Annotated in this window: 16 protein-coding genes; 5 read left to right on the forward strand and 11 right to left on the reverse strand. The window is 46.7% G+C overall.

Going from position 1 to position 21,451, the window contains the following annotated elements; translation table 11 throughout:
* Positions 1 to 547: 547 nt before the first annotated feature.
* Both QZ209_RS09520 and QZ209_RS09525 read right to left on the reverse strand, forming a co-directional pair.
* Positions 548 to 2,380, reverse strand: coding sequence for a citrate/2-methylcitrate synthase (locus tag QZ209_RS09520; RefSeq protein ID WP_294347333.1), 1,833 nt, complete (start codon positions 2,378 to 2,380; stop codon positions 548 to 550).
* A gap of 61 nt (positions 2,381 to 2,441) precedes the next feature.
* Entirely contained in the window at positions 2,442 to 3,638 is a 1,197-nt protein-coding gene (locus tag QZ209_RS09525) for an ATP citrate lyase citrate-binding domain-containing protein (RefSeq protein ID WP_294347335.1), read from the reverse strand.
* A gap of 233 nt (positions 3,639 to 3,871) precedes the next feature.
* On the opposite strand from QZ209_RS09525, the gene lgt reads away from it, so the two are divergent.
* Entirely contained in the window at positions 3,872 to 4,729 is an 858-nt protein-coding gene (gene lgt, locus QZ209_RS09530; protein ID WP_294347337.1) for a prolipoprotein diacylglyceryl transferase, read from the forward strand.
* A gap of 51 nt (positions 4,730 to 4,780) precedes the next feature.
* On the opposite strand, the gene fetB is transcribed toward lgt, so the two are convergent.
* The 3 genes from fetB to QZ209_RS09545 form a co-directional block, all read right to left on the reverse strand.
* Positions 4,781 to 5,572: an iron export ABC transporter permease subunit FetB gene (gene fetB, locus QZ209_RS09535; protein ID WP_294347339.1), complete on the reverse strand. Its 792-nt coding sequence runs from the start codon at positions 5,570 to 5,572 to the stop codon at positions 4,781 to 4,783.
* Positions 5,569 to 6,237, reverse strand: a complete 669-nt coding sequence (locus QZ209_RS09540; protein ID WP_294347341.1) for an ATP-binding cassette domain-containing protein — start codon at positions 6,235 to 6,237, stop codon at positions 5,569 to 5,571. Before QZ209_RS09540 ends, fetB begins: the two co-directional genes overlap by 4 nt.
* An 82-nt stretch (positions 6,238 to 6,319) precedes the next feature.
* Entirely contained in the window at positions 6,320 to 6,979 is a 660-nt protein-coding gene (locus QZ209_RS09545; protein WP_294347343.1) for an ion channel, read from the reverse strand.
* A 209-nt stretch (positions 6,980 to 7,188) separates the two neighbouring features.
* On the opposite strand from QZ209_RS09545, the gene QZ209_RS09550 reads away from it, so the two are divergent.
* Positions 7,189 to 9,732 (forward strand): DUF87 domain-containing protein, encoded by a 2,544-nt coding sequence (locus tag QZ209_RS09550; RefSeq protein WP_294347345.1) that lies wholly within the window; start codon positions 7,189 to 7,191, stop codon positions 9,730 to 9,732.
* A gap of 36 nt (positions 9,733 to 9,768) precedes the next feature.
* On the opposite strand, the gene QZ209_RS09555 is transcribed toward QZ209_RS09550, so the two are convergent.
* The 5 genes from QZ209_RS09555 to QZ209_RS09575 all read right to left on the reverse strand — a co-directional run bounded on the left by QZ209_RS09555 (position 9,769) and on the right by QZ209_RS09575 (position 17,217).
* A complete protein-coding gene (locus tag QZ209_RS09555) occupies positions 9,769 to 12,813 on the reverse strand; it encodes an efflux RND transporter permease subunit (protein WP_294347347.1) in 3,045 nt (1,014 codons plus the stop codon).
* 12 nt (positions 12,814 to 12,825) lie between these two features.
* A complete protein-coding gene (locus QZ209_RS09560) occupies positions 12,826 to 13,956 on the reverse strand; it encodes an efflux RND transporter periplasmic adaptor subunit (RefSeq protein WP_294347349.1) in 1,131 nt (376 codons plus the stop codon).
* A gap of 43 nt (positions 13,957 to 13,999) precedes the next feature.
* Entirely contained in the window at positions 14,000 to 15,382 is a 1,383-nt protein-coding gene (locus QZ209_RS09565) for an efflux transporter outer membrane subunit (protein WP_294347352.1), read from the reverse strand.
* A 628-nt stretch (positions 15,383 to 16,010) separates the two neighbouring features.
* Entirely contained in the window at positions 16,011 to 16,652 is a 642-nt protein-coding gene (locus tag QZ209_RS09570; protein ID WP_294347497.1) for a TMEM165/GDT1 family protein, read from the reverse strand.
* A 79-nt stretch (positions 16,653 to 16,731) separates the two neighbouring features.
* Positions 16,732 to 17,217 (reverse strand): lipocalin family protein, encoded by a 486-nt coding sequence (locus QZ209_RS09575; RefSeq protein WP_294347353.1) that lies wholly within the window; start codon positions 17,215 to 17,217, stop codon positions 16,732 to 16,734.
* 158 nt (positions 17,218 to 17,375) lie between these two features.
* Here QZ209_RS09575 and QZ209_RS09580 point away from each other — a divergent pair, with 158 nt between their 5' ends.
* From QZ209_RS09580 to QZ209_RS09590, 3 genes are all read left to right on the forward strand, one after another.
* Positions 17,376 to 17,837, forward strand: a complete 462-nt coding sequence (locus QZ209_RS09580; RefSeq protein WP_294347355.1) for a GNAT family N-acetyltransferase — start codon at positions 17,376 to 17,378, stop codon at positions 17,835 to 17,837.
* A gap of 132 nt (positions 17,838 to 17,969) precedes the next feature.
* Complete coding sequence (gene rd / locus QZ209_RS09585) at positions 17,970 to 18,134, forward strand: rubredoxin (protein ID WP_294347357.1); 165 nt, start codon at positions 17,970 to 17,972, stop codon at positions 18,132 to 18,134.
* Between the two features lie 318 nt (positions 18,135 to 18,452).
* Positions 18,453 to 20,093, forward strand: a complete 1,641-nt coding sequence (locus QZ209_RS09590) for a glutamate synthase-related protein (RefSeq protein ID WP_294347360.1) — start codon at positions 18,453 to 18,455, stop codon at positions 20,091 to 20,093.
* Positions 20,094 to 20,186: 93 nt separating this feature from the next.
* Here QZ209_RS09590 and QZ209_RS09595 read toward each other — a convergent pair whose 3' ends face one another.
* The gene (locus QZ209_RS09595) at positions 20,187 to 21,437 is read right to left on the reverse strand and encodes an FtsX-like permease family protein (RefSeq protein ID WP_294347363.1); all 1,251 of its coding nucleotides are present in this window, start codon (positions 21,435 to 21,437) and stop codon (positions 20,187 to 20,189) included.
* Between the last annotated feature and the right edge of the window lie 14 nt (positions 21,438 to 21,451).

Below are 21,451 nucleotides of genomic sequence, written 5' to 3' on the forward strand. Positions count from 1 at the left end.
TCCTTTAGTCATTTTTCCTTTCTTATGTATGGCCTTTATTGACTGACCGGTCGGTCAATAAAAATTAAAAAAAGTCCTGTCTTTTTCAAGCGTTTTTTTTAAAAGAACGTTAACCTCTTTTCCCTTTCCGCCGTTTTTACCCCCGCAACATCGTTTATGAAGCGCAGTGGTGAGCGAGAAAAAAACCGTGTTGTTATTGTTTTCGATAGAAACACGAGCATTATGAAAATGAAAAAACCGTTATCGGCACCACTGCTTTCTTTATCGTTCTGTTGACATTGTCTCTCGGGCATGCCGCTGTAATTTTGATCGAAAAGGGGCTGGGCCTCGAGAATGTCTATTATGCAGCGGTATTGCCGGGCTGCCTCGGAACCGGTTTGCTGTTGGCGGGAATGATTACCACCAATGCGTTGACAGCTACCCTTCTGGGTATGTTTAGCGCTCTTTTTGTGTGGGGAGAATGGATAGAGTTTCTCATAAAAAAAGCATGGCCAACTTCTGGTGGCCATGCTTTGCAAAACAGAATAACGCTTTATTTAAAAAGCATTTACTTTTTGTCAGGCACTTCCCTTTCATCTTCAACCGCGTAGTTGATGAGATAGTCGTAGAGCCTTATCAGGCGTGAGTTCTGTTCGTTCTGATCGATCCAGTGGCCTATCATACCGATCGTACGGGCAAGAACGAAGAAGCCGTTCAGCGAATGAATCGGGAAACCGAGGTCCATCAGTATGGCACCCATGGTTCCGTCGACGTTCAGAATAAGGTTATCCTTTTTCGCTGTCGTCACCTTCTCAACCTCGAGTGCAAAGTCGAGACATGGTGTATGCAGTGATGTTTCGTTTTTAACGTAAGACACCAGGTATTTTACACGCTTGTCAGGATTCTTGAGACTCTTGACACGATGACCGATACCCGGAACAGGACCGACATTTTTCTTCATCCAGGCAAGAAAGCCGGGGATGTCGTTCGGGAAGTCCTGGACACCTTTCTGGAAGTACTTTCCTGCGTTGGTCACCGCACCGCCGAAGCGCGGACCGATCATGGTCATACCGGCTGAAACAGCCTGGGGCATGTCGATTCCGGCACAAGCTCCAAGAATGGTACCGAATGCTCCGGATACCGCAGGACCGTGATCAGCGGAAATCATGATGATTCGTTTGATGATCTCGGATTCTTCCTTTGTCGGAAGTTTCTTGTTCCAGAGAAGGCCGATGACATCTTCCATGCCGTAGCCTTTTTCACAAAGCTCTGAAGCCGCATAGCCTCTGTAACGTGGCTCTTCGCCTCGGTCGTCGGAAATGGTTGTCCTGACAAGAGGCTCGACGATGACTTCACCTTCTTTTATAACTTTCTGAACTTTTGGCGGCAGATCCGGTAGCAGGTCATCGGAAATCGGTTCTTCAGGCGCAATAGTGCCGTCTGCAAGAAGTTCGTCATAAACCTGTTTGATGGCTTTGCTCAATCCGCCAAACGTATCGGGAACAAGTGCTCCTGCTTCTCTGAGTGCATTCATCTTCGAACGTGCCGAGCCTGCCCCTTTTTTCCCTTCTTTCGCACCGGCATGCCCGAATTTCATACCTTGAGGAAGCACCTCCTGACAGGTTCCACCGATAGCAGCGATAACCTTGATGCGGCGTTTTTCGGCAGCAAGCCACTCTGCCGCCTCTTCTTCGAGTGATCCACCGACCTCACCGATGATGACAACCGCTTTGGTATCGGGATCATTTTCGAACATCTCGAGATAGGTGACAAAATCGGTACCGGGGTAGGCGTCACCGCCGATTGCTACTGCAGATGTAACACCGTCTCCATTCTGGGCACACAACCACATTGCCTCGTTGGAAAGACCGCCTGATTTGGTAAGAACACCGAAAGAACCCGGCCTGTAGAGATTGCACAGTTTGAGATTCTTGTACTCCCCGCCGATCACGCCCAGACGGCACTGGCCTGCTGACATGACACCGATAGATGACGGTCCGTTGAGGATTTTCCCTTTTTTCTCGGCAAGAATACGCAGTTTTTTAGCATCTTTTTCAGGAACCCCTTCGGTAATGACCGACACAAGCGTGATGTTTTCCGACTCGAGGGCTTCCTGTGTAGCCTTGGTTGCACGAGATGCCCCAAGATAGACCAAAGCAGTGTTGATCTGCGGGTTATGAGCGAGAGCCTCTTCAAGCGTTGAATATACTTTGATGTTTTTCAGTTCACCGCCAAGGAAAATCTCTTTCTGCTGGCCTTCTTCAGGTGGATAGACAAAAGCCTGTATAGTCAAAGGACGTTTGACAAGGAAATCGAATTCGGCCATTTTCTTTGCCGCATTCACGCCTGCAGCTCCACCAATGATTACAGCGCGTGTTTCTTTATTGATTACAATGCTCACAGTTATTATCCGGTTTAATGAGTTTTTTCAATGCTATTCTTTCTTTATACGATGTCTCGTATCAGGAATTCAGAGCCAGATCGACGATATCGGTCATCGGCATGTTACGGTCATAAACATGGATGTCGAATCCTTCATCCTTGAGTTTGCTGATTGCAGCAAGTCCCTCGGCCTCGTTAGGGCCTCCGCGACGAACCCATATTTTAACCCCTTTCAGATAACCGTTCGCCTTGCTCTCACGTAACCCGTTGATAATACCGCCGAATGTCGCCTTCACATCGGTAAAGTTTGCGATAGCACCGCCAACAATGATATGTTTGATGTTCGGAAGTCTGGATAGCGTCTCTGTCAGAGCTTCAACAGCCCAGTCCGGAGGCGCACCGGAATACTCGGCATAGTTGGCAATTGTACCGCCACGAGCAACAACCGCATCTGCATAAAAGACCGAAGCACCTCCACCAGCAGTCAGCAGAGCCACTTCCCCACCTGGAACTTCAACGAATTTCACGGAACCCTTGATCCGAGAGTCAAGCTCCATCATCTGCTGCTCGGCTTCTGTATACGGACGTCCGATCTCAGATACCGGTTTGAAATCCCAGTCAGGATGACGGAACCTGGCATCCCAGTCCACGTTCATGACCGCGTCGAGTGCCGCAAATCTCATATCACTTTTACGAATCACAAGAGGATTGATCTCGATGGACTGAGCGTCTTCATTGTCAAAGCAGAGAACCAGCCTTGAAGCGATCTTGCCAACACGCTCTGCAATTTCACCCTCAAAGCCCGCCTCTTGTGCAAGAGTAGTCAAACTCTCGATTGAAGGAGCTTCGCCTACGGGGATATGGATACGCTTCACGGTATCCCAGTTATCCTCGATATCCACACCACCTTTGTTTGAAACGAGCAGTTCAGCCCCATCCTTGTTCCCGCTCATGGACATATAATACTCGGCATCGTGATCGAGCATCTCGGCAACGATTACCTGGCGAATCTCGGCCGTACCAACTTTTTTGCCGATCATTTCGCGAGCTGCAGCAACAGCTTCTTCAAGGTTAAGGCCAAGCTTGACAAGGCCCAGTTTATACCTTCCGCCGATAGCTTCATGAGCTTTGACAACGAGTTTGGATTCCCTGAGCCATTTGTTCGCCTCGCCGAGCTGAGCGAGCCTGTCCGGATCCATGACAACAACATAGTTCGGCACCGGAATGCCCCACTTGTCGAAAAACTTCATAGCCGAACCTTCAAGTATCTTTGCCATTCTATTCGTATTTTTTTGTTGAACAGTACGAAATTGAGAAAAGTAAAAAAACGCAAAACATTAATATAGCTATATTTCTTCTCGTTTCAAGCATTTTTACCTTGCAAATGAACATACTTGTAGCTTTTTTATGCCTAAGTTCCCTTAGAACGGCCTTTTTTAGATTTTCCTGCTCAAACAAACAGCTGCTACCCAACGTTGTAGTGTCAAAACTGTGATATAAACGCAAGGCTATGGATAATATTGTTTTCTGGTGGCAAACACTTCCCTCGCGTATGGATCCCGTTATCTTCACCGTAGGAAATTTTCCGGTTCGCTGGTATGGCATGATGTACATCATTGCGTTCGGAACAGTCTACCTGCTTACGCAATACAGAATAAAAAATGAAAAACTTTCTTATCCACCTGCTTTCACCGGTGACGTACTTACATGGGCAATCATAGGAGTTCTACTGGGGGGTCGATTGGGCTATTTGTTGTTTTACAGTTTTTCGGAATTCATGGCAAATCCACTCGGCTCGATCATTCCATTCAGTCTTTCAGGCGGTAGCTGCAGTTTTTCCGGTATTGCAGGGATGTCCTACCACGGAGGGGCTATCGGTGTGATCATAGCCGTATGGCTTTTCACCAAAAACCAAAAACTACCATTCCTGACAACTATCGATCTCTTCATTGTGTCTCTTCCCCTTGGTTACACTTTTGGCAGACTCGGTAACTTCATAAATGGAGAACTTTACGGCCGGGTAACCGAAGCAGCGATCGGTATGTATTTTCCTATGGCCCCCGGTAATGAGCTGCGTCATCCTTCGCAGCTCTACGAAGCCTTCTTCGAAGGGATATTTCTTTTTATCATACTCTGGACATTGCGAAAAAAATCCCCATACCCCGGCTTTCTTTCCGGACTCTATCTATTCGGTTACGGCTTTGTCCGTTTCTTTATTGAATTTTATCGCGAACCGGATGCGCATATGGGCTTTGTTTTCATGCAGTTCTCCATGGGCCAACTGCTTTGTCTTGCCATGATAGCCGGTGGTATCGGCGTTATGATCCTGTGCAAAGGGCTCAGCGACAAAGTAGCCAGTAGCCGCTAGAACGAGAATAGTTACTTAACAACCGTAAGCTAACAAGCCGCCCATCGTTATTTACTTGTCACTTATCGACAGCAGCAGTTCCTCTCCTCTGCCGAAACAGCGCTTTCTGACAATCAGAATGGAAATAATCGACGTCATTGCGGTTGAACCTACCAGCATGAGCATAATGATGATTTGATAACGTATTGCCTGGAGCGGATCCGCACCGGCAAGAATCTGACCGGACATCATACCTGGAATAAACACAAGCCCCACCCCCATCATAGCATTGATTGAAGGAATCATTCCGGCAGTAACTGCATTTTTAAACATCTCCGAGCTTGCTTCCTTGTAATTGGCTCCCAGACAAAGCCTGGTTTCAATTAACCCCTTCTGCTGGCGCATCTCCCTGAAAAGACGCTCAAGCGCTATTGCCAGGGCCGACATAGAGTTACCGATAACCATTCCTCCTATCGGTAAAAAATAACGGGGCTCCCACCATGGTGCAATGCCGATAACAAGGCTGGTAACAAACAGTGCTGTAACGAAATAGCTGATAAACATCGTCACAAAGGTCGGCAGCATGTAGGAAACCTGTTTTTCTTTTACCCTTCCCCGTACAATGAAAGAGGCCGAAACCGCCATAATGACGAAAATACCAAGAGTAAGCCATAGGTTTTCCAGTTGAAAAATAAACGTAAGCGCATAGCCCATGAGAAAAAGCTGGGCAAACGTTCTTACTGTGCCGACGGTTATATCACGATTCAGGCCGAGATGGTGGACAAAAGAAGCTATCTGAGCAATGAGAATAAAAAACAGACCCAAAAAAAGCTGCCAGAGACTGATTTCGACGATCTGGTTCATAGTTTTCGGAGTTTACTGTCTTCAAGCAGGTATTCGACCGGAGATATCGTGCTTGGTTTACGGCTGCTGTGCGTCACCATAATGATTGTTTTTCCCTGTTTTACATTCAAATGCTCGACGATCGAAAAAACCATCGATGCACTTTTAGCGTCGAGCGCCGATGTTGGTTCGTCAAGAAGTAGTATTTCCGGGTCAAGTAAAAGGGCTCTCATGAGAGCAATGCGCTGTTGTTGACCGACTGAAAGGTTTCGTGCCTGATGAAGCAGGCTGATATCCTGTAAATAAAACTGTTCGAGCATTTCGGTAAGCCTAGCGTCGCGAGGCTCCACCTTACTGCCGTTAACGGCGAAAGAGAAAGGAAAAAGAAGGTTTTCTTTCACATTTGTATCTATCATCGAAGGAATTTGCGCCACATAGATGATAGACCGGCGAAGCTCGGCAGGCTTATAAGACTCGATACGTCGCTGTTTGAAAAGAATACGCCCTTCTTCATAAGCTTGAAGCCTGCAGACAAGGCGCAACAACGTAGACTTTCCTGTTCCTGAAGCGCCTTTTACAACGACAAACTCCCCCTGTTCCACAGAAAGGTTCAGCTCACTGAAAACAGGCGAGTAAGCGTTTTCATAGGAAAATCCAAGGGATTCTATTTCCAGCAAAACCGGCATAACATGTTATTGAATAGCAAAGTGAGTCATCCATCTATAAACAGACTCCTAAAAAATAGCGCTCATACAAGACAGCTCTCCCTTATGTTTTCTGCTGCATATGCAGCCCAACAAGCCTTGCGATGATAACAGTCAGATAAATCTGGCCTACCAGAGCCTCCATTGCCGCAAGTGATCTGGCCGAAGCAGACAGCGGCGTGATGTCGCCATAGCCAAGCGTCGTCAATGTGACCATGCTGTAATAGATGAAAACATTCATATCGACCGATGAGGCCTGTTCGCCCGCAACATCGTAAGAACCCGGCACGTATGCCTCCACCAACCCATACAGTAATGCCCATACCACGCCAATCAGAAAATAGACACAAACAGCTCCGAGAATGATATTTATATCGATCACTCTGGACGCGAATACTTTTTTCAAAAGCATAACGATGACATATATAAAAAAAAGGGCGGAACTAAGCGCCACCAAAACCGAAAAGCCCTCCCTTGTATATACAAAAGCCGTAGCATTGGAGATAAGCATCGGCGCACCAAGGAGTAGAGCGATGAAAAAACTCATTTTGGTATCACCGACAATGATCAACGAAAAAACCAGCATCAGAACGAGAAAGACATTCAACAGTCGGGAAGCTGCACCTTCTTCCTGAAGAAATGGTGAAATCGCAAAAGTGAATACAATACAGATTAATAGAGCGAAAAAAATATTCCGTTCCCAGAAAGAGGTGTTCAATCGCATATTGTATTATCTCTGGATTATCTCGAACTGTGCTTGTTCCAAGCTCAAATGTTGTTGAATGTTCATTCGAAATAGTGTTGGAAAACATCGACCTTCTTGAAAAATAGGCATCTCTTGAGACATATTGTACCTTGGCAAACATTCCGATCACTCGATTCAGGTAAAAAATGCAATCATTTCATCATTTACAATGAAAGGGGTAGTACCCTATGACTATATCCACCGAAAAGCTCGGTTCTTTTTTCCTCGGCAATCAATATGATCTGACAGGTAAAAAGCGCCTCGATGTCCCCGTACACTACGATTCACGTGATCTCACAACCCATGCTGTATGTGTGGGTATGACCGGAAGCGGTAAAACCGGATTATGTATCGGGCTTCTCGAAGAAGCGGCACTTGACAAGATCCCCACGATCATGATCGATCCAAAAGGGGATATAACCAACCTTCTCCTGCAATTTCCCGAGCTGGCACCTGAAGATTTCAAACCATGGATAAATGCTGATGATGCACGAAGAAAGAACATGAGCATCGAAGCCTTTGCCAAAGCAACATCTGAAAAATGGAAAACAGGCCTTGCCGACTGGGGTATCGGTCCGGAACGCATCAGCGCTCTCAAGGATTCTGCCGATTATACAATCTTCACACCGGGCTCCGATTCGGGCATACCGGTCAACATTCTCGGCAGCCTCGCTGCGCCAAAGCTTGATTTCGAAACCAACAAGGAATCCATTCTGGAGCGCATTGCCGGCACTGTCACCGCTCTTCTGGGTCTTGCCGGCCTGAACGTAGACCCGCTCAGAAGCCGTGAAGGTATTCTACTGGCAGGCATTTTTGAACATTTTTGGAAACAGGGACAAGACCTCGACCTTGGTAAACTCGTTCTTTCGATACAGGAACCACCTATGCAGCAGGTCGGTGTGTTCGACATCGACACCTTTTTCCCCAAAAAAGAACGTTTCCAGCTTTCCATGTCGTTCAACAACCTTATGGCTTCATCCGGATTTCAAAGCTGGCTTCAGGGAAATGCGCTGGATATTGACGAAATGATGTATACAGCCGACGGTAAACCGAGGCACAGCATTTTCTACCTGGCTCACCTGCCGGAGAGTGAACGAATGTTTTTTGTCACTCTGCTACTGGAAAACATGCTCACCTGGATGCGGACTCAACCTGGTACGACAAGTCTCAGAGCACTGCTTTATTTCGATGAAGTCTATGGATTCATTCCGCCTGTTTCAGAGCCTTCATCCAAGCGCCCGCTAATGACGATGCTCAAACAAGCTCGGGCCTTCGGGCTTGGCTGTGTTCTCGTCACGCAAAACCCTGTCGATATCGACTACAAAGGTCTCACGAATGCAGGCACGTGGTTCATAGGAAAGCTGCAGGCCGAACGCGATAAGGAACGTGTACTGGAAGGATTGAAAAATGCCATAAACGAAGCTGGAGGAAACAGCGAGGCAGTCGATTATGATAGTATGATCGCTCAACTCAGCAGCCGTGTCTTTCTTTTACATAACGTTCATGACGATAAACCCATCGTGTTCCATACCCGGTGGGCGATGAGTTATTTGCGGGGCCCCTTGACAAAGCCACAGGTCCGGAAACTCATGCAGCAAAAAAAGCCGTCGATAAATCCCTTTGTCGAACCACATCTTGTATCGAAAATGCCCGAGCGATCCAGCATCCCCGATCTCGAGCCTGCGGCCCCTGAAGGTTATCTACCCCAAAAGCCATCACTCGATCCATCCATTCGCCAGATCTTTCTGCCGTTGATGGTTAGCCCTCATGAAGCACTGCAGTCACTCGAAGAAGGGTCTTTCAGTAACTCGTATTCCATTGGATTGATATATCGAGCTGCGCTGTTCGGTCTTGCTGATGTGTATTTCGTCGACAAACGAAGAAATATCAAGGAAAAAACCGAAAAAAAACTGCTGCTTCGACTTACTGAAAACAGCATCGTTCCCGACTGGAACGATGCCGAAGAGTTGATGATCGATACCAAACTGATGAACCGTAACCCTGAGAGGCCGGACAACGCTCTCGGCCCTTTCTTCAGCCCCGTTAAAGTTACGGTGAACAGTGAGAAAAAGATCCGTACACTGTCCAAGCAACTCGAAAACCAGCTTTATTACAACGAACGAAAATCCATTGCCGTCCATGATGGTTTGAAGCTTTTTCAGCACCCGGCCGAACCCTTCAGGGATTTCATGATTCGCATTTCGCAAGCGGCGAGGGAAAAAAGAGATGAGGAAACAGATGCACTCGAGGCTACATTTGAAAAACAGGTGGAACGGCTGGAAAAGAAACTTCGCAAAGAACAACGTGAGCTTGCCGAGGATGAATTGGAACACGAAAACCGCAAAAGACAGGAGTTGTTCAGTATCGGAGAAACCGTATTGGGTTTTTTCATGGGCAAGCGCAGCACCAGCAAAATCGGAACAGCCTTGAACAAACGCCGTATGACTGCCAAAGCGAAGGCCGATATCGAGGAATCACATGAAGAAATCGAAGAACTCCGGGAAGAAATAGAGGAGCTTGAAGAGGAGCTGAAAGCAAGAGTCGAAGCAATCACCAATAAATGGGACAACATCCGGGATACTGTCGGCAAAGACGAACTTGCACCGCGCAGAACCGATATTGTCATCCATTCAGTCAGCCTTTCGTGGCTACCCTTCTGGTCGATCGCATGTGATGACGGCGTAGTTGAAAAAAAGAAAACGATAGAGGCTTTCCGGCAGTCAACCAGCTGAGCGGTTTCCTGATTGCTCGTTAAATCAACGGCAGTCTTACGTCTCTCTGAAAAACAAACTATAGAGAACTGGAACGAACCCAAGCGTCAGGATCGTTCCCACTGCCAGACCGCCCATAATGGCCCAAGCCATCGGATACCACATTGCTCCTCCAAAAAGGGCCAAAGGAACAAGCCCTAAAATTGTGGTCAATGTTGTAATCAAAATGGGACGTAAACGAGCCTGACACGCTTCGAAAATGGCTTCCCGAACACGTAATCCCCGGGTACGCTCGAGATCGATGCGGTCGATGAGCACAATGCCATTGTTCATAATGATGCCGACAAGACTGTATATTCCCAGAATCGCCGTAAAGCTTAAAAAAGCATTGCTTGCCAGTAAACCCAGAACCGCACCTATAATCACCAGCGGAATGGTTAGCATTATGATGGTCGGGCGACGGAAAGAGTTGAACTGTATAACGAGTAATACGATCATACCCAAAAGAGCATACGGCAGGTTTGCAGCGAGAGCGCTGTTGCCTTTTTCTGAACTTTCTATTTCTCCACCAACGTCTATGTCATATCCGTCGGGAAGAGTCAAAGTCTGAATAAACGGCCACAATAACGTATGCAATTCTGCAGCTTGCATAGTCGTGTGTAAACAGGAAACCGTAAGGGTGCGCTCCTGATCTTGTCTGATTAGTTTTCCGGGTGCGATATAGCCTTTAAAATCCGCGATCTGCATTAGGGTTACAGACTCGCCGTTTTCAGCTCTAATCGGCAAAGTCCTCAATCCACTCCAATCATCACGGGTTTCATCTCCTTGAACAACAATCGGAATTATCTTGTCACCTTCTCGAAAATCACTTATCTGAACTCCTTCGAAATATGCATTCAAAGCATTGGCGATAGATTTGCTGGTCACTCCTGCACGCCGGGCGCGGTCCTGGTCGACTTCAACTCTTGTGCGAATCACCGGTTCACTCCAATCATTCTTGACATCAACCGTTCCACTGATGCCGTTCATCTCATTTTCTATAGAGCGGGCAATGCGGTAGAGTTCCGTAACATCTTGACCGGTGATCTCGTATTCCACTATGCCGATCTCCCCTGCCCCCAATGACATTCTTTTCGACCGCCCTCTAGCCTCGGGAAGATTCTCGAGAATAAAGTTATCGACCTTTGCCATAGCAGGGACGACCTCTTCGGTAACGTTTGTGTTGACAACTAGAAAAGCTACATTGCTGCCTGGATTGGGTGGACTGAGTGTAAGAAAAAAGCGGGGTCCGCCATAACCCATATAGGCGATATTACTTTGAATATCGGGGTTTACTTGGGAATCGGATAGCCAACGTGTCAAGCGCCTCGTGACCTTGGTCGTTTCATCGATATGCGTTCCGGCGGGCATGTCGATGTATACTAAAAACTGATTGCGGTCCGAATAGGGCATCATCTGCTTGGGAATGAGCGAAAAACCATTGATGGCTACAATGAGGGCGGCAGCGAGAACACCGATGAACCTGACTCTATAACGCATCAGCATTTCAAGAATTCCCCTGTATACCACATACATGCGGCTGTTATAAGAAGAAGGTTTTTGCTCTGCGGCTTTCACTTGTGTTTTCTCGTCGAGAAACCAGTAACAGAACGTCGGAGCCGCAAACATCGCTAAAATCCATGACGACAGCAACGCGATAATTACCACCTGGGAAAGTGAACGCAAATATTCACCGGAAACATCATCGGCCAGCATGAGCGGCATGAAGGCAAAGATGGTGGTCAGAGAAGAAGTCAATAGCGGTACACCGAGACTTTGAGCCGCGTATACAGCGGCTTCTTTTTTATTTACTCCCATATCCAGCCTGCGCTGCATATCTTCAGTAATGACAATACCGTTATCAACCAGAAGACCCAGCGATATGATGATGGCAGCTATGGACATGCGTTGTAAATCTATGCCCCAGATACCCATAACAATAAAAGACAGCAGAACGGTCAGAGGAACGATCGTGCTGACGAGAATCCCTGTACGAACCCCCAGGAATGCAATTACCACAATCAGTACTACCACCACCGTCTGGAAAAGATTGTTTACAGCACTATCGACCGCTTTTTTTACCAACGAGGGTTGATAGGTGGCATAGTCAAGTTCGATTCCAACAGGTAACTCTTTCTCCAGCTGATGAATTTCAGTCGTGACTTGTTGGCCAAAATCTTCAATGTTGTATCGAGGCACCATAGAGACAGCCAAAATCACAGCGGGCCTATCGTTGAAAAAAGCCGCGTATTCGGATGGCTCTACATAGCTGCGCCTGACATCGGCGATATCCTGCAGATAAACAACCTGTTCAGTGTCCGGAACCTGTACCTGAATGTTCTTTATATCTTCGATTGTCCGAAAGTTACCGGACGGTTCGATCACGATAATGCGCCCTTCAGCGTTGATGCTACCACCCGGCAGAACTACATTTTGATCGTTCAGTTCCTGAACGATACTGCCAAATGAAAAACCGTAATATGCCAACCTTGCAGCATTGATTTCGAGATAGATACGCTCTTCCTGTATACCCATCACATCGACTTTATCGACGCAATCCATCGCGTTGATCCTATCCTGCATATACAAGGCGATTTCGCGCAGTTCCTTCATGGAAAAGCCGTCCCCAGTCATAGAGACCGTTGCTGAAGAAACGCGGCCGAAATCATCATTGACAATAGGCCCGATCGACCCTTCCGGAAGGTCTTTTACTACGTCATCCATTTTGTTGCGCAGGTCTTGCCAGATCGGAGCCAAATCAAAATAGGAGTCGCCGACTTTTGGCTTTATCAAGACCTCCCCGGTTTTGACCGTGGTATTGATCTCGACTATTTCCGGGATTTCATTGATTTTTTTCTCTAAAGGCTTTGCGATGAGGTTTTCAACCTGGTCTACGGGCATGCCGGGAAAATAAACACTGACCTGTGCATCCCGGACAGTAATTTCCGGATCCTCCCGAGAAGGCATTGTCAGAAAAGCTTGGATACCGACTATAACGATACAAGCAAGCACTACAATCGTGACGCGGGAATTCTCGATAGCAAACTGTGTGATGCGACCCATACCCGTTCAGAATTACTGTGAAAGATTAATTGTCGCAGGAACGTTATAAGCAGGTTTCCACTCTTTGACTTTCTGACCGTCTGTCAGGAACGGCACTCCTGCAACAATGACCATATCTCCAGGCTCGAGACCTTCTTCTACTTCCAGTTTGTTGCCGAAGATATCACGAATACTGACTTTACGCTTTTCGACAACCTGTAGATCCGGTTTAAAGACATAAACCGTTGCCTGTTTTTTGACACTTTTTTCTCCCTCTACAGGAATTCGAACATCGAGCGCAGAAACGGGTATCAAATAAACCGGCGCATCGCCAGCTTCACCAAGACTGAAAGTGACCTGTGCCGTCATGCCGGCAAAAATATCGTAAAAAGTTCGAGCCAGTTCTGCAGTCACAATAAACGCGTTGCCTGTTTCAGCCTGTGCCCCTATCTGCGAAATCCTCCCGCTCACAACAGCTTTTTTTAACGTCGGAAACCTGACTTTGACAGGATCGCCGTAGTTGATATCACGAATAAACGTTTCGGGCACTAAAACCTCAACTTCATATCCCCCTTCTCCTTGCAGTTCAAACGCTGTTTTTCCTGCAGCTATTTCAACGAAAGGGTCGATCAGACGTTTTGCGATCCTGCCGGAAAAAGGTGCCCGAAGTACCGTTTCGTCAAGATCATTCCGGGCGGTTTTGAGCCGTGTTTGTGCAACAGCATAACTGCTTTCAGCAGCTTGATAAGCCGCCTGAGCCTGATCTACCGCAGCTTGAGAAACAAAATCTTTTTTCTTCAGGTTTTTCTGGCGCTGCAGCATATTCTTCTTTTCAACCAAGTCAGCTTTTGCTTTAGCAAGATTTGCCTGAGCTTCTTCCAGAGCCAGTGTATAATTTTTTTGTTCCAGCGCAGAAAGAACCTGATCCTTTACGACGCTATCTCCTGCCTTAACATCGACTTTCGCAATACGGCCACCAACCTGGAAACTCAACTCGGACTCATTTACCGCTTTGACAACCCCTGCGATCTGCCGGGTGTTTGCATCACTTGCTTCTGACACGGTAAGAGTTTTAACAGCACGCACCGGTTCTTCAACAGCTTCTTCCCCCATACAAGCAGTTAGCAGCAACATTGGGATCACGAACAAAAAAAGTGTCTTCATTATCCCCCCTTTTGACCAGATCTTTTTAAATTTTCGGCTTGTCTTAAAAACCTCCTCCAAGACCAAGATACAGGTTCACACGCTGGACAAGCAGATCATATTCCATTCTTAGATAAGCACTTTGCGTTGAAATCGTGGAACGTTGCAATTGAAGAACATCCAGAAGCTCCCCTTCTCCCATTGTATATTTTTCAATGCTTATCTCTTCTGCCAACCTGGCATGTTTATAAGCGATTTTCAGACTTTCAGCTCGTCTTCTGAATATTGCCTCATTCGACAGCGCAGTTTCAATCTCGCCGAAAGCTGCTAACGCTGTTTTTTGATAATCAGCCAGTGCTTGTTTTTGGAATGCCTCAGCTGCTTCGACCCTGCCCTCCAGCCTGCCTGCATCAAAAAACGGGAACATCAAACTTGAAACAACATTCCAAGCGATATTTGCGGGATTGGTTAAATCTGATAATCCATCGCTTACACTTCCCAAACTCCCGGTCAGGTCAATGCGTGGCAATCTTGCCGCTTTAGCTTCTCTGGTTTCATCAAAAGCTGCCGCTACACGACGTTCAGCAGCAATGATATCCGGGCGACGCTCAAGAACTTCTGATGGAATGCCGGCAGGAACCGGGGCAGGAAGACCCGGAAGATCACCTGCAATATCAACAGCCGCTGATGGATAACGGCCCAACAATGTCTCCAGACTGCGAAGAGCTTGTAAATGAGCACTTTGAGCATTCCCTAAAGCATCTTCCGCAACGGCTTTTTCCGATCTGACGAGATAAACATCCTGAACAGAAACCATACCCTCATCGAAAAAAGCTTTTACTATTTCAAGCGTTTTGACATAATTAGCTACGTTGTTTTCGGCCAGTTGCTGCTGCCGTAAGGTTTCAATTGCCAGAAAGTAAGCTTTCGTTGTTTGCGCTACCAATGAGAGTCTCGCATACGCATAATCCATTTTTGCAGCAACAAACTCTTCTATCGCAGCTCTCTGTCCGCTACGAATTCGACCCCAGACATCCAGTTCCCAGGCTATATCCAGAGAAACTCCCACCGAAGAAATATCTTCAGACAAGGCACTGTCCATATTGCCCTGATTGGTTCCCTGCAAGGCAAGTGTCACGGCAGGACTTAAATCCGCTCCGGCTTGCTTTGCTAAAGCAGCTGCCGCTTCAATCTTGGCTGCAGCGATGCGAAGGTCGAAATTCATTACAAGAACTTCTTTCACCAAGGCATTCAGCTTGGTATCGTTAAATATCTCAAGCCAGCCGGGTTGAAGACCCGAGCGAGGAGCCTCCTGTGCAGCAATGTTTCCAAAATCTGCGGGAATATCGAATTCAGGAGTAGTTGAAGGAGACTCCCTTTGCACTGTAGTACAATTGGAAAGAAAAGCGGTTAACGCTATCAGTGTCGGTATCCTAAATCTTTTCATGCTTTTCAAATCCTACACAGCTCCATATGTAGTTGTCAATCATTTTCAGTTCCGAACAATCAGAGAGCCAACAGACATCCGCCTGATTGTAGTCTACTACATATGGGTCTCACAAGTCTGACAACGAACGCCGTGAAATAAACACCACCAGCTAAAGCGTCAAGAAACCTGGAAAGGGTGGTGATAATCAACTACATCTGAAATGAAGCTTTTTCTCAAAAGCATCACGGTGAGTATGTAAAAACACAACCGAAAAAGATGTTTTAAGGATTGAACATTTCTTCGTTGACAACAGAAAGGAAAGGATTTCACATTGAAAACAAGCATCGTATACTCAAGGATACTTCTAACAATATCGCAATAATGAAACACATTTCAGCACCTGCGGCAATAATTACGAAAAAACCCGAAACTACCACAAAGACACTCAGCTTGCTGCGAAACTATGTTTTTTTTCTTGAAGAAAGGAAAAGATGGCAAATGTGAAAAAGACGATACACTTATCAGAATCACCGATCACAGTTCATTCTGGAATGAAAAAAGAGAATGGAACGCATAACACGCCATTTTCTCGGTATGAACGGCAAGCACCCATGGGCACAATAAAGCAGCTTTTGGCAGATATAGGTTACGCAGCTTTTTTCCTGAGAAAAAAATAACCGGTCAACACAATAGCACACAGGGCAACGAACCATATGCCGAAAGAAAAGTCAGCACCACCCTCATACATGTTGAAAGCGCCAAAAACAAAGAAAATACTTGCCGCACCAATCTTGATGACGTTTTCCGATAACCTTTCGCCAAGGCTTTTGCCAACCACAATCGCCAGAGCATCGGCAAGTACCATGCCGAGTGTCGAGCCGATCCAGACCGGTAAAAAAGGATTCGTCGTAGCAAGAGAAAGAGTACTCAACATGGTTTTATCGCCAAGTTCGGCAATGAAAAATGTACTGAATACAAGCCAGAATGGATGAACCGCCGTTTTGCATGATCCGTTTCCATCATCGAGACTGTCCCCTCTCAATGTCCAGAAACCATAAGCGACAAATGATATTCCGGCGATGAACAATACCAAGTCGACAGGTAGCAGCCCTCCTAAAATATTTCCGGCTGCTGTCGAGAAAACATGCACAACAATAGTTGAGCAGAATATTCCCCATAAAACGACTTTTGCATTGAAGCAAGTGGCGAGCGTCAGAGCAAGAAGCTGTGACTTGTCACCAAGTTCAGCAATAAATATGAGAGCAAGAGACAACCAGAATGCATCCATGAGAGGTACGAACAAGGCAATATTCCCTAATGACGGGAACAATGTTATTGAAAAAAAATGAGTTAAACAAGCGAACCGCTCAACCCCGTTGATTGGTTTTCACAAGACGAGCCGTATCGAAACCGCGATCTCTCAATCGACCTATGATTTCATCATAGACTGTTTCTCCCATATAGGGAGTCCGACTCAGAATCCAGAGACTTCGGGATGTAGGCGTCGATACAACCGCCCAGGAATAATCATCAGCAAGATCAACGACCCAGTAGTCACCCTTGAAAAACCTGAAAAACTGAATCTTGAGTTTGGCATTGCCGCTTTCAGGAACGGAATATGCTTTTGCCCTGATAGATTTCTCACGTCCTTTTCGCTGACACGAATTGCGAATATCGACGTATCCTTCCTTGTTGAGTGTGTACTCGGCTTTTGTTTTTATGCAACCCCTCTCTTCTTTCGGGGCGAAAGAAGCTATCTCATACCAGGTCCCGCAATATCGGACGACATCGACCGACGGTACTGTCGACGGTTCTCTGGGAGAAGCTTTTTTTCGGAAAATTTTTTTTAACATAACACACTGTAATCAGTTAGAATAACGAGGCCATATATCTTTTTTCCCGCAAATCCTCGACGTCCCTCACGTACCCATTGTTTGTTTATTATTAATTGTTATGCAAGTATATCACGTTCGGAAACATTCGTGCATTCCCAATCTCTAAACGATAGCGCATGGTTATTCGATCCGCAACCCTCGATGATATCGATCGTTGTATTGAACTCCTCACCTGCCTGTTCGGCCAGGAAGCTGAATTTTCTCCTGACCCTGTACGCCAGAGAAAAGGACTGCTTATGATCGTTCAGGATCCCTCCCGTGGAAACGTCTTTGTCGTCGAAGACCAAAAAAGGAAGGTTATTACAGGTATGGCCGTACTGCTCTATACGGTAAGTACAGCTCTCGGCAGCAAAGTCGCACTTCTCGAAGATCTTGTCATTGATCCGGGATACCGTTCACAAGGCATTGGAACGCAACTGATCAACTATGCAATCCGTTTCGCTGAAAACGAGGGGTTCGCTCGCATCACCCTCTTGACAGATGAAGATAATGGAACGGCTCACCATTTTTATCAAAAGCAAGGATTCAGCAGATCCGATATGATTGTTTTCAGAAGAATAAATTCACTCGTGCGATGAACTTTTTACCCTTGAAACTATTTTAGATGAATATCTTTAGAAGAAGATGATTCTGATTCATCGCCAATCCGGAATAACAAATGTTCTTTTTGTTCCTTTTTTTGTAATGCATAAATCAAAGGAGAAACAGCTATGGATAAATGGATATGTGAACCTTGCGGTTACGTTTACGACCCTGATTACGGAGATCCTGATAATGGCATAGAGCCCGGAACCGCTTTCGAGGATATTCCTGACGATTGGGTATGTCCCGTTTGTGGTGTTGAAAAAAGCTTTTTCGTTAAAGAAGAAGCATAAGTCAGCCAAAAGAGTTATCGCACGATGTATTTTGCGGCGTTATTCACCAAAAACGCCGCTTTTTTTCATCCTTTCCGCTCAACAGTCATCTCTGTCCATCCGATTTCATGCTTCAGCATTGACAAACCCGCGCCGATAAGCTATGCAAAAAATGCAGTCAATTTCACGATCTACCGTGAAATAACTATTTTGGACTATGTTTTTTTTCACTGCACGCATTACCACAGCTTATGCAATTCTTGATCATACCTGCGCAGCATGCTTTTCATGGAGAAACCGCTTTTCTTAGACCTGCCAGTAACTTTAAGTAGAAAAATCATGAAACAATGGCGCAAAAGAAATGACGCTCTTGGAACAGTCAACCGGGGAGATCCCTGTGAATCTGGGCTTTGCACACTCTGTACGTCCGACTGCAAAGGTAAATGTGAAACCTGGCTCAGCTCGCTTTTGGGCAGAAAACTGCTTTATCCCTTACAGTTCGGAGAGACGACCTCCGGTTCAGCTTCGGTAACTGCCGATGGCGCCGGATATCATGCCCTTAGAATCCAGGGTTATGCATACGGAGCCGAAGGCCTTGCAAAAGGGCTTTCCAACGATCCCGATGACTGTATTTTTCCAAACGTATCCATTGAAACCTCATTTGGAACCGAGACCGAAACCAAATGCCGCGTACCAATAATGACAGGTGCCCTGGGATCGACATTCATCGCAGAAAAATATTGGAACAGCTTTGCCGTTGGGGCGGCTATTTGTGGTTTTCCGATTGTTATCGGTGAAAACGTTGTCGGTGTCGACAGGAATTCGGTGCTCGATAACGGCACCATAAGCACGGCACCTGAACTGGAGCGAAGAATAGACATTTTCCAACGCTACTATGACGGTTACGGTGGAATTATCATACAAATGAACGTTGAAGACAGTCGCAACGGTGTTGCCCGTTACCTCGCTGAAAAATATTGTGATGATGTAATCATCGAACTGAAATGGGGACAGGGAGCGAAAGATATCGGCGGTGAAATACAAGTAAGCGACCTGCAATACGCAAGGTTTCTCAACCAGCGAGGTTATGTCGTCGATCCCGACCCGTTCAACCAACTCTCGGTAGCCTCGTTCGAGAATAAATCGCTGACCTCCTTTGCACGGCACAGCCGCCTGGGGGCAACGGGCATACTAACCTCCGATGAATTACGTGAGACCTTCAGAGAAAGCGTTCGAGAATTACGGGAACTTGGTTTTAAACGCATCACCCTCAAAACCGGGGCCTATGGAATGGAAGCACTTGCCCTGGCAATCAAATGTGCATCGGAAAACAACCTCGACCTGCTTACCATAGACGGAGCGGGAGGAGGTACCGGCATGAGCCCATGGAATATGATGGAGCACTGGGGAATCCCTTCCTTGCAACTACACGCAAAAACGTGGGAATACTGTAGCATACTCGAGAAAAACGGAGCAAGCGTCCCGCACATTTCTCTTGCTGGCGGTTTTGCTCGCGAAGATCATATTTTCAAAGCTCTCGCACTCTGCTCACCGTATGCAAAGCTTGTCTGTATGGGCAGGGCCCCAATGATTCCCGGCTTTCTCGGCTGCAACGTTGAAGGAGTGTTCAAACCGGACAAAAAAGCGGAGCTCTTCGGCCAGTGGGATAAACTACCTGCCTCGGTGAAAGAAAACGGTACGTGCCCGGAAGAAATCTTTGCCGGATGGGAAGCCGTAAAGGAAAAAGTCGGTACTGACGAGATGGATGCCATACCGTTCGGAGCCATTGCTCTTTACGGTTATGTTGACAAGCTTTCCTGCGGATTACAGCAATTCATGGCGGGAGCGAGAAAATTCTCGGTTCCATCGATCCACCGTGACGATTTAATGTCGGCGAACCTCGAAACCGCAGAGGCAACCGGAATCCCTTACTTGACCGATGCCCAGAATGATTTGGCGAAGTCGATACTTCTCGGTTGAAATCTCATCACACCGCACCGGGTCTCTGGTCAAAACCTTCATGACAGGCCCGGCCCGGTTTTTCGGTGGAAACCGTCCCCCATGTTTTTCAGCCTAGTCCGAAAGGCTTTTACTACCCGCTATTCCTGCAGCCTTGATCGCCGGATAGAGACTTACCAGCAGCGATACGGCAATGGTTGTCCCGGAAACAACCACAAAATCGGAAGTCTGCATGCTAACCGGGTAGGCTTCGATGATAAAAGCACTTTTCGATGGAAGTTCGATCAATCCGAAAGTCTTTTGTACCAAACAAATCACCCAGGCAACAGCTGCACCGACAACTGTCCCCGCAAACCCGATCATCCCGCCTTCCATGATGAAAATCATGATGAATTGAGGTTTTTCGAGCCCGAGACACCGTAAATAAAACAGTTCTTGACGCTTGTCTATAGCCGTCATGGTGAGAGACCCGGTAAGGCTCAGTGCGGCAACAACGATAACAAGCATCAGTACGCTGAAACTCACCCATTTTTCAATCTCCATCACCCCGAAAATATCCCGGTATTTTTCTTCAAGAGGCCGAATCACATAGGAACCTTCAAGACCTTTTTCCTGAACCCAGGAACGGAGATTACGAACAAGTACTGCATGCGTCGCACGGTCATCACTTCCTCTTACATCGATACCCGAGTAAAGGTCTTCTTCCTGAAGAAGAATCCCTCTCGCCATTTCTCTCGATGTCAATACGTAGTGATCATTGAAGATACGCTGCAGGGAAAAAACCGACTCGACCTGCACGACGGGAAATGTCAGGGCAGGAAGAAGATATGGTTGAGTTAGTGACTGCAATCCGAGAGCTATAAGCTCCGGGCTGAAGATTTTCACTTCTGCAGCCGGAGCAAGTTTAGCCTTGTATGCCAGCACCTCTCCAACTGAAACGGTTTCCGTACTGAAATAGGGAACTTCCCTGTCTGTTTGCTTCATCAAACGTTCATGCGCATTCCGGGAAATTCCCTTCACCATGACAAGTTCACTGTTTTCTTTACCAGAAAGAATCGCAGAGCCTTCTGCAAACGGTTCCGTCGATACAACACCCTCGATCTCTCCAATCTGCACAAGAAGTGAATCGGGAACCTTCATATGTTTTCCTTCTGCCGGCAATACCTGTGCGGGGCTTTCAACCGTAACGAAAAGATCCCATGCAATTTGTTGAAAACCATTCAAAACACTCATGACGACAAGCAGAGTGCTGACCCCGAGAATAATTCCCGACAGACTGATTGCAGATATGATATTGATAACCCTGAACCGCTTTCTTGCGAAGCTGTAACGCAGTGCTATCCATAAACCCGGACCGAAACGCATGGATACGTGTTGAA

Origin of the sequence: Prosthecochloris sp., from assembly GCA_015482705.2 — a bacterium.
Classification (GTDB): domain Bacteria; phylum Bacteroidota; class Chlorobiia; order Chlorobiales; family Chlorobiaceae; genus Prosthecochloris.